General features: G+C 34.9%; 12 protein-coding genes. 6 read left to right on the plus strand and 6 right to left on the minus strand.

All coding sequences use genetic code 11. From position 1 onward, the window contains the following. A partial coding sequence (locus tag I600_RS18645; protein ID WP_157490943.1) for an IS110 family transposase occupies positions 1 to 471 on the minus strand: 471 nt, incomplete at its 3' end. Positions 472 to 1042: 571 nt separating this feature from the next. Here I600_RS18645 and I600_RS18650 point away from each other — a divergent pair. The 3 genes from I600_RS18650 (at position 1043) to I600_RS18660 (ending at position 2480) form a co-directional block, all read left to right on the plus strand. Continuing rightward, on the plus strand, positions 1043 to 1501 hold the full coding sequence (locus I600_RS18650) for a T9SS type B sorting domain-containing protein (RefSeq protein WP_167342582.1): 459 nt from the start codon (positions 1043 to 1045) through the stop codon (positions 1499 to 1501). A gap of 237 nt (positions 1502 to 1738) precedes the next feature. Beyond that, complete coding sequence (locus I600_RS18655; RefSeq protein WP_058106084.1) at positions 1739 to 2095, plus strand: hypothetical protein; 357 nt, start codon at positions 1739 to 1741, stop codon at positions 2093 to 2095. 4 nt (positions 2096 to 2099) lie between these two features. Further along, on the plus strand, positions 2100 to 2480 hold the full coding sequence (locus I600_RS18660; RefSeq protein WP_058106085.1) for a hypothetical protein: 381 nt from the start codon (positions 2100 to 2102) through the stop codon (positions 2478 to 2480). On the opposite strand, the gene I600_RS18665 is transcribed toward I600_RS18660, so the two are convergent. Next, entirely contained in the window at positions 2467 to 3063 is a 597-nt protein-coding gene (locus I600_RS18665) for a hypothetical protein (RefSeq protein ID WP_058106086.1), read from the minus strand. The two genes, I600_RS18660 and I600_RS18665, sit on opposite strands and share 14 nt — an antisense overlap. A gap of 189 nt (positions 3064 to 3252) precedes the next feature. After that, complete coding sequence (locus I600_RS18670; protein WP_058106087.1) at positions 3253 to 3870, minus strand: hypothetical protein; 618 nt, start codon at positions 3868 to 3870, stop codon at positions 3253 to 3255. A gap of 258 nt (positions 3871 to 4128) precedes the next feature. Here I600_RS18670 and I600_RS18675 point away from each other — a divergent pair, with 258 nt between their 5' ends. Further along, on the plus strand, positions 4129 to 5184 hold the full coding sequence (locus I600_RS18675; protein WP_058106088.1) for an IS110 family RNA-guided transposase: 1056 nt from the start codon (positions 4129 to 4131) through the stop codon (positions 5182 to 5184). 313 nt (positions 5185 to 5497) lie between these two features. On the opposite strand, the gene I600_RS18680 is transcribed toward I600_RS18675, so the two are convergent. Further along, positions 5498 to 6049, minus strand: coding sequence for a hypothetical protein (locus tag I600_RS18680; protein ID WP_058106089.1), 552 nt, complete (start codon positions 6047 to 6049; stop codon positions 5498 to 5500). Positions 6050 to 6427: 378 nt separating this feature from the next. Here I600_RS18680 and I600_RS18685 point away from each other — a divergent pair, with 378 nt between their 5' ends. Further along, positions 6428 to 7501 carry an IS110 family RNA-guided transposase gene (locus tag I600_RS18685; RefSeq protein WP_058106090.1) on the plus strand — a complete coding sequence of 358 codons (1074 nt, stop codon included), beginning with the start codon at positions 6428 to 6430 and terminating at the stop codon, positions 7499 to 7501. Between the two features lie 226 nt (positions 7502 to 7727). Here the strand turns inward: I600_RS18685 and I600_RS18690 are convergent, their stop codons facing one another. After that, positions 7728 to 8159 carry a hypothetical protein gene (locus tag I600_RS18690; protein WP_058106091.1) on the minus strand — a complete coding sequence of 144 codons (432 nt, stop codon included), beginning with the start codon at positions 8157 to 8159 and terminating at the stop codon, positions 7728 to 7730. A 269-nt stretch (positions 8160 to 8428) separates the two neighbouring features. On the opposite strand from I600_RS18690, the gene I600_RS18695 reads away from it, so the two are divergent. After that, complete coding sequence (locus I600_RS18695; RefSeq protein ID WP_058106092.1) at positions 8429 to 8917, plus strand: hypothetical protein; 489 nt, start codon at positions 8429 to 8431, stop codon at positions 8915 to 8917. Positions 8918 to 8995: 78 nt separating this feature from the next. Here the strand turns inward: I600_RS18695 and I600_RS18700 are convergent. Next, on the minus strand, positions 8996 to 9408 hold a 413-nt coding region (locus I600_RS18700; RefSeq protein WP_157490944.1), incomplete at its 5' end, for a transposase.

Genomic DNA, 9408 nt, shown 5'->3' on the forward strand with positions numbered 1-9408 from the left:
AACAAACTTTGAAGGTATGCCCAGAACAGCTTCTCCGTGTATCTTGTTCTTGGTCGCGGTACGTTGTTTTAAATAGATATCCAATAACCGGAACAACTGTAAGCATTCGCTCTGGATATCCGTCAAGGCATTGTAAATAGGTACCTCGTTGACCAGTGCATATTCACATATAGCCTTGGCATCGCTCTTATCCGTTTTTACTTTAGCCAGTTTCATTTGAATGAAACGTTTTACGGATAATGGGTTTACTACTGAAACTATTACCCCATTTTTGTAAAGAAACTGGGCAAGTCTATAATGATAATAACCGGTAGCTTCCATAACGACCAATGAACATTTGGGCAGTTCCTTAAGGAATTTCTTAAATCCAGTTTCATCGTTCTTATACTGGTCGTGACCTTTGTTACTACCATGTACATCAAAGACATCTTTACTGATGTCGACTCCAAAAGTTTCTTTATATTTATTCATAAGATATGTTTTACGAAAGAACCGGCTACTTCTGCTCACAACAACTTGAAAACGAGATCTAAGGTCTCACAGAACTGAACGTGATCTAAGTAGTAAAAGAGAGAGGATTATCAATGTTGTCGAAGTCTAAAGCTTCACCGTATATAGTAACCTTAATTCTCTCTTTTGTTCTTTCTAGTTATATCAACAATTTACTGAGAATCAAACTTAAGACGTGTATAAAACATAGCTAACAAGTGCTAAACCGAAAGGTTTGTTTATATTTAGAACGTCCGCCAAACTTTTAATTTGGCTTTTAAAAAGAAGAAAAATTAAAAACAAAATATAAAAATTCAGCTCTGTGTTTATCCGAAAAGTTAGTGTCTTTTTGCACGCTACGTTTCATACACAAGTCCGTTGGCAATAATATATCACTCATATTTTTGTTTGAGTCTGGATAAATTAACGCCGTTATAAAATGATTTTAATTCACAAATGAGTTTGGTTGTAAAGTAGACGAAAAAGTAATTTATACAAGGTTAATATTTAAAAAGAAAAAATGAAAAAAGTTTACGTGGCAAGTTGGATTCTAATGATAATTTTCAGTTGCTCAAAAGATGATTTGGAAGCAGATTTGGAAAGTATAGAATACTCTTGCTGTGACTCAAATCCTTTCGATAATGTAAATGTTAACAATCTAGACCAATCGAGAGGAGAAATAGCATTTTTTGGTTTCGTAAGTCCTAATAATGATGGAATAAATGATTTTTGGACTATTCGAAATTTAGACTTATACGAGAACTTTAATCTTCAAATATTTGATTTAAATGAAAAAATCGTCTTCCAAGCTGACAATTCCAATACGGAATCTATTGTTTTCTTCCCTCAAAATGGAGAATTTGAAGACAGAGATAGAGTTTTACGATATAAACTGGTAATAGATGATGAATCTATATATTCAAATCAGGGCTATTTCTGCCTGTTCACCGGAACAAGTAAAAGATCAGCTGGTAAATGTAGTTCTTTATTTCCTGATCCAATTTTTGACTAACATTTTTTGATTTGAAACAACATTAAATACTATTGCCAACAGAACCTAAACGTAATGCGGATTTTAGGGCAAAAAGAAAGGTCTGTGTATATTTATGATGTCGCTAAATCTTATGGATTTAGCTATGGAACAAAAAAGAAAAAGCAAAACAATAAGCTTTAGCTTCATGCGCAGACGGAAACGAAAAGTTTCCTTACCTCCGCACTACGCTTAGCTTAAACGTTGTACACCATTTGAATGAACATTGAGAATTTAATAGAAGATTACAAAAGACAAACAAAAATTTGCTCTGAAATTGACTATTCGGATAAGGATTCTGTGAAGAAAAATAATAAAGCAGTCAACCGAATGTATCAAATCGTAGAATTGATTTCGGAAAGTAATAACCAAAATGAAATTGAGCAATTTTCAAAATTACTAAAGGACGAAAAAAATCGAACTAACCTTTGGTCAGCTGTTCATTTATTAGAAAAATTAAGCTTCGACAAGAAGACTGAAAAAGAAGCTTTAAAAATCATAGAAAAAGTAGCTAAAGGAAATACAAGTGAAGCTATGGGATTTCAATATTGGCTGAACGATTATAAATCAAAATAATCTTATGAGTTGGGACATTGTACTTTTTAATTCAAAACAGAAAATAGAATCAGTTTCGGAATTGGATGAAAACCAGCTCGAACCGACCGATTTTGATACAATTTTGGAACAGTCATTTGACCAAATTAATAAAGATGATAATCACCGAGAAATAATCGGAACTGATTTTACAATTGACTTTTTTGTCCATAATAAACCTGTGAGCAATACAATGTTGAATTTATATGGAGAAAATGGACTTTTTGAATTAATTGAATTGGCGAAAAAGCATAATTGGCAGATTTACGACTCTGGAATTGGAGAAATGATTGACTTGGAAAATCCAGAGAAAAACGGATTTGAAAATCACAGAAAATATGTGGAACATATACTCAATCGGAAATAAAAAACGGTGTACAACAACGTTGTTGTAACACGTTTTTTATTCCGCTAAATATTGTATTCAGTTCTATTTCTCTTTTTTCAATTCCGTCCATTTTGTCAATTTTCTGTCCGAATATTTTATGCAAAAAACCTCTTTTTGTAAAGTCATAAGAATAGCTGAAGTTCGAGTCAAATTCCGCAATGTAAAGTTTCGATTTCAGAATTTTGCTGTTTTTCACGAACTGAACTTCTTTACCTTTTAATCCATTTTTGAGAATTGAGAGAATTCCGTTTCGATTCCGTTCATTAAATTCCAACGCTGGATTTCCATACGTTTTTCCGTCGTCGCTAAAATGGTGTTGGTAAAAATATTCTCCCTCAACATATTTATTATAACCTGGAATAGTCGGATTAAAAATCTGTAAATAAATCAGAGAGTTTGTTTCCAAATATCCAACTCTAATTTTGGTCAAAGAGTTTTTATCAGTCGATTTAAATGTCTCTATTTCGGTTTGATTTATCAATTCAGACGTTGAGTTTTCAAATTGTCCGCTGTCAATTAAAACTTGGTTAATAAACTCTTTCCAATTTCTGAATTCCTGCATTTTCTTGATTTCGTCAAATGTGTTACAACGTTAAATATATGGCAAGTTGGGCAGAAAATAAACGATTATTCTCGGTTTATCCACAAGCCAAATCTTTTATTTTGTTTTAATTTTTCTCTTTAACGCCAAATCAAAAGATTTGGCGACTTTGCAAATTGACAATATCCTTTTGATTAAATACCAATAGCCCTATTTGCTATATATCGTGTTAGCACCAGTATTTTTATCTTTCAATTCCAATTTTTTTACTTTCCATTCCCCATTTTCTTTCTTCAGTTTTGAGGACACATTATAAACACCATTTTCAGAAACAAAAACTAATGATAATTCAGAACTTCCAGTGTCAGAACTCCATTTAGAGCTAACATTTCGTAAAATTCCGTAATGATTTATTTTTCCAGTTATTTTATTTATTTCAGAATTGTTTTCACAATAATTTTGAACTGTTTTTACAGGATCAGATTGTCCAATAGTTATAAATCCAATAAATACTAAAATCATTGAAAAGAGGAGTATCAGAGTATAAAATTTAAGTAAGTGTCTTATCATAATAAAGAATCCGTTAAATGGATTCTTTTTCATTTCATTGATTAAATGTCGATATATTTTGAAGAAATTCGGATAAAACCCTCTTTCCTCTTTATAGGATTTTAGCCAAAAATAAATTCCAATTCCAGTTGAAATAGCAGACAAAATCATTCCGAAAGTTGAAGCAGGCAGTATTCCTTTAGAATCTCCAATCCAAGATAAAACCCATAAAATGAATCCAGTCGTTAAAAATATTCGAAATAATGTTTTTGTGTTCAAGGTTGAGTTTATATTGGTGCTAACGCTTGAGCTAAGCGTAGTGCGGAAGGTAGGGAAACGTTACGTTTCCTTCTGCGCATGAAGCTAAAGCTTTTTGTTTAGTTTTATTTTTTCTTATCCAAAGCTAAATCGGAAAGATTTAGCGACATCATAAATATACACAGACCTTAGGACTTAGCCTTAAACTCCGCATTACGTTTAGCATTGATGAAAAAGCAGCAAGTCGAGTATCTTTAAAGTTCTCTAAAACAATAAGATATGAACACTCAACAAACTGCTTGCCCGAAGTTATACATTGGTATCGATATTCACAAACGAAGTTGGAAAGTACACTGTGCAACAGATCTGTTCGCTGGTAAGTCTTTCAGTATGTCGCCAGACCCAAAGCAATTACATAGTTATGTTTCAAAACATTTCAAGGAGTATGAAGTTACCGTAGCTTATGAAGCTGGTTGTTGCGGTTACCACGCTCATCGTTGTTTTGAGAGTTACGGTTGGCGAAGTCTGGTAGTCAATCCTGCAGACATTCATAGAAAGGGCAAAGAGAAACATACCAAGACCGATAAGATAGATGCGCAGTTGATAGCGAGAGAATTGAGGGATAACCGATTGCGGAGTATCATAGTGCCGGACAGGAAACGTGAAGAGCTTCGTAGTCTGTTCAGACGCAGGAATGACCTTGTAAAGGATTTCAGAAGGGTCAAGAGCTATATAAAGATGCAATTGTTGTATTTTGGAATCAGGGAACCTGAAGAGTTCGACAATGACCATTGGAGCCATAAGTACAGAAATTGGTTAGATGATATAATGTTCGAGTACCCAACGGCGAAGGCCACATTAGAGAGTAGAATGCGTTTTTTCCGTTTTGTGGACCAAGAGCTTCGCGATGTGTCCACACAGTTAAGAAGGTACTGTAAAGTGAATTATAAGAAGGATTATCTATTACTGAGAAGTATACCTGGTATCGGAGGTATCGTGGCCTGTGGCATATTATGTGAACTAGGGGATTTAAGACGTTTCAACAACATTAAACATTTGGCAGGTTACGTAGGTCTGGCACCAAGTATGTATCAAAGCGGAAACAGTCAAAGGACAATGGGAATGACCCCACGTGCAAACCGCTTATTGAGAAGTTATTTTGTAGAGGCATCTTGGCAAGCGATACGTGCAGACCCCGTAATGCAGGCCTACTATCGTAAACATCAAGGCAAGAACGTAAAAAGTATCATTGTCAAAGTAGCTAGAAAGCTGCTAAGTAGAACCTTGGCGGTAATTAAAACAGAAGTTCCATATACCATTGGGGTTATTGAATGATAAGTAGAAAAACTAATAAAATAAAAATCATAACAAAGCTCTGATATAGTAGTAAGAACCGTACCACAAAACAAAACCCGTGACCTGTACTATTAAGGATCACATTTTTAGCAAGTGACCGGTTTTATTATAATTTATAATCATACAGATGCCGGTGACGTTTCAAGTTTCGAACCGATCACACATAGGAGTGCGAGCAAGTTATATTAAAAGGAAAAAAAGGTGGTTTAAGGCAAAAAAGAAAATATTAATTAACTTTAAGAAACTGGACTAAGGCTTTTCATAGGAGGTTTTGTTGTATGCCGTTTTTATTTTACGACACCCATAAAGTTTCAACCTTTTCGATTGTCCATTTGTCCGTCTTTATTAAACGAAATACTAATCCTTCTCCACATTCTCCGCCACAATAATATGTGGTATATATTATTGCGTGGTCTAAATCTTTGTTGAAGCTAATTGACGAAAATTGTATTGACCCTATGTAACGACTTTCATTTCCTTTATCCGTGTCAGTTTCTAAGCGATACCTGTCATAGTTTTTAATTTTTTTAATATCCCACTCCCTGTATTTTTGAAAGTCTTCAATAGCAAAATCTGACAAATTATTAAAATTTAGATAATCGTTTAATATCTCAATATCTAGCTCCCTAAGATTTGTGTGATTTCTTACGCGAAGAGAATTATAAGATTCAGAAGTATCAATCCAACTTAGTCCGTTTTCATCGTCCGTTTCGTGTCCGTAAGAGTGATTTAAGATTTCTGAAATAATTTGATATTCCTCTGATTCATTTAATATTGGTCTACACGAAAAAAGAAGTAAGATTAAAAAAATAAGTCCAAGATAAAATGTGGTTCGTTTGTTCATTTTTTAAATGGCATACAACGATTCAGCTCGTATGTTTGGTTCTTAGTTTGAAGATACTATATTTTGAATGATAAATTAGTTTAAAGGGAAGAGTGATTTCGAGGTTCGGCTAGATACTTGAGAAAGATATCGTCGCTTAGGTTTACGCTCTTCCTGAACTGATTTATTAAAGCATTATTTTAGATAATCAATAATAAGCTTAAGTAGAAGGGACAGAGAGGTCTCGGCTAGATACACTTTAGGGTGATATCGTTTCTTAGAAATCCCGCCCTTCTATAATTTTCTTGGAATCCGGACAGTACCTAGGTCCTTTGGATAGAGATCGAATCAAATGCGAGCAAGGATGATAAAGGGAATTATAGCTTAAAAACCGAAGAAATGGAAAAGCGTTTAAAACAGAGTCTTGGTATCGATGTTTCAAAGTTGAACCTGTCATTGTCACTAGGGTTTCTAAATGAAAGGCTGGTCAAGGAATTCAAGTCCCGTCCCGATGTATCCAATGATATAAAGGGCTATAAGGTACTCTTGAAATGGTTGGGGGCATCCGTCGATCCCGAAGTGGAATTGTTGGTGGTGATGGAAGCCACGGGCGTGTATCATCAAGGTATAGCACATTATCTATATGAACATGGCCATAGCGTTTGTGTCATGCAATCCGGCCGTGTAAAGCGCTATGCGCAGAGTTTGGACCAACGTTCAAAAACGGATGCGTTGGATAGTAGGATGCTAAGTATGTTAGGCCTGGAAAGAAACATCCGTCCTTGGCACCCGCCCAGTGAAGAGTTGCAGGAGCTAAAAGGGCTGAGCAGGGAACGTAGTTCATTGCTCAACGACAGAACGATGGAGACCAATCGGCAAGGAGCGATCGCATCGAGCGTGCATAGCAATGTAAGAGCACTAAAAAGGCACAAGATCAGGTTAAAGCTTCTCAATACACAGATAGAGGCAGTTGAAGAAGAGATGCGGTCATTGATAGCGGACAACGAAGAATTGAAAAGGAAACTTGAATATTTGACAAGCATACCTGGTGTATCGTTCATATCTGCGGCTACGGTAATCGGGGAAACCTTAGGTTTTGAATCGATAGTCAACGCCAAGCAGTTGGCCAGCTACGCCGGTTACGATGTAGTATTGAGGGAGTCCGGCAACTACAAAGGGAAGACCAGGATCAGTAAAAAAGGGAACAGCCATATCAGGGCGGTACTACATATGCCCTCGATGACCTGTGTACGCTGTAACCCTACATTGAAACAGTTCTATAACAGACTAAAGCCAAACAAAGCAAAGCCTTTGGTGGCACTTGTAGCGGTACAGAGAAAATTATTGATATTGATGTACACCTTGTGGAAGAACGAACAGTTCTATGATGCTGAATTTGAAATAAAAAAGCAGCAAAAGCATGAAGCCCTTGCTGCGCGGGATAACAACTTGATAAATCAATCTGTTTCCTAAATTATTAAAGAAAAAACTTGTTTTTTGACACAGTACCTAAGCGTAGTGCGGTAGTAAGGAAACCTTTCGTTTCCGTCTACGCACGAAGCTAAAGCTTATTGTTTTGATTTATTTTTTTCTATTCTAAAGCTAAATCCATAAGATTTAGCGACTTTATAAATATACATAGACCTTTCGATTTAAACTTAAACTCCGCATTGCGTTTAGGTTTTGTTAGCATTAGTTTTTATTCTTTAGTATACTCAATAGATATTTTCGATTCGTTATTTAGTTCATATAACAGTATATCTTTCTGTATTTCTTGCTCAATACTTTTTGGATTTCTACCAATATTTTTCACGTAAAAAAATATTCCCTTAGGTTCTTCATAATGTAAAAAGTTATTTTCCATTTTATCCAATTTGAATCTTTCCCAAGTGTCAAGCGTTAGAGTTTTATTTTTATTAAAGAAGTGAACTATAGCTAAATCATCTGAATTTTCTGTTTTGAGTCCTTTTTTAGTAAAGTGTTTGGCTAACATTACTTGAAAAAGTATTTGTTCTTCTATATATAAGTTGATTGCTACGCTTTTTGCTCCTTGCTTTTTACATTCAATAATTGCTTCTGAAATTGGCATCTCAGAAATTATTTTTTTCTTCTTTTTAAATAATCCAAACATTTATTTCATATTAATGCTAACGTGTTTGTATATGGAAAGTTGCGTGTTTGCTTGCGATGATTTTCCGAAGGAAAATCAGACGTAGTAAACGTGCAACGACCTTTTGATTTAGCTAAAAATAGCAATTTTTTATATACGTATATAATTAATTGTTGGTTCTCTGTGTGCTCGGAAAATTCCTGCGGAATTTTCCTTAGGTTCGTTTCCTTTTACTAACTTAGACCTAGCCAACACAACTAATCATATACAACACGTTGTAACCAATTTAAGTGAACGAACTAAAATTCATAAAAAGAACTTTAAAAGAAGACAAAAATAGGAATGCTGAATCGCGAGACTTTTTTGACTTAATAGTGGACGGAAAATCTTTATTTGACCAATTTGTAGATGCGGAATCTGATTTGGCATCAAGTTTCGGATTTTATGATGATTCGAATCTGAATATTCAAATAGTGGACGAATTCCTGAAAATCCAAAAATCAGAATTGGAATCTGAACGAACTATGTTGTTTGTTTGCAGAGAATGTGGAGATATTGGTTGTGGAGCAATCACTGTGGAAATTGAAAAAAAGGAAAATTCCTATATCTGGAAAAATTTCGCTTGGGATAATGGATATGAGGAGATTTTAAAAAATGACTTTATTGATTTTCAAATGTTGGAATTTAATAAAACGGAGTATGAATCGGAATTAAACACTCTGAAAAAAAACTGGTTACAACAAAGAACTGAGATAAAAAACAAACAAATTCTTCTTTAATCCGAGACAATATTATTTCAGGCTCATAGATTCAATAACTTGATTCTTTGAGCTTTTTTTATTCGATCTAGCTTCTATTTATCTAGGCAATATTGAAACGTAAGTTTCATCATATGGCCTGCCAGATTTTGCAATGGCAAAAGACTGCTTTAAAAGTTTGTTGGCAACGGCTATCAGTGCCAGTTTCTTGCTCTTTCCCCTGTTCACGATCCGCTCATAAACCTCTCTGCATGCCCTATTGTGCTTACAAGCGTTAAAAGAACATAGAAATAATAGGTTGCGAAGTTTTCTATTGCCGACCTTACTTATTCGCGCACGACCTCTCACACTGCTCCCCGATTCCCGTATCGTTGGGGTTATACCTACATAGCTACAAAGCTGTGCCGCATTTTCGAACTTATTGAACCCATCGGTGACCACTATTAGGAACAATGCAGTCTTTTGACCTATACCGGGTATTGACATCAATAAAGTCAATTGCTCCTGTTGTA

This window comes from Maribacter dokdonensis DSW-8, from assembly GCF_001447995.1.
Lineage (GTDB): Bacteria > Bacteroidota > Bacteroidia > Flavobacteriales > Flavobacteriaceae > Maribacter > Maribacter dokdonensis.

Excerpts from the sequence above, each read along its gene's own strand:
- I600_RS18650 (WP_167342582.1), top strand. The coding sequence starts at position 1,043 with ATGATAATTTTCAGTTGCTCAAAAGATGATTTGGAAGCAGATTTGGAA.
- I600_RS18655 (WP_058106084.1), top strand. The coding sequence starts at position 1,739 with ATGAACATTGAGAATTTAATAGAAGATTACAAAAGACAAACAAAAATT.
- I600_RS18660 (WP_058106085.1), top strand. The coding sequence starts at position 2,100 with ATGAGTTGGGACATTGTACTTTTTAATTCAAAACAGAAAATAGAATCA.
- I600_RS18665 (WP_058106086.1), bottom strand. The coding sequence starts at position 3,063 with ATGCAGGAATTCAGAAATTGGAAAGAGTTTATTAACCAAGTTTTAATT.
- I600_RS18675 (WP_058106088.1), top strand. The coding sequence starts at position 4,129 with ATGAACACTCAACAAACTGCTTGCCCGAAGTTATACATTGGTATCGAT.
- I600_RS18680 (WP_058106089.1), bottom strand. The coding sequence starts at position 6,049 with ATGAACAAACGAACCACATTTTATCTTGGACTTATTTTTTTAATCTTA.
- I600_RS18685 (WP_058106090.1), top strand. The coding sequence starts at position 6,428 with ATGGAAAAGCGTTTAAAACAGAGTCTTGGTATCGATGTTTCAAAGTTG.
- I600_RS18690 (WP_058106091.1), bottom strand. The coding sequence starts at position 8,159 with ATGTTTGGATTATTTAAAAAGAAGAAAAAAATAATTTCTGAGATGCCA.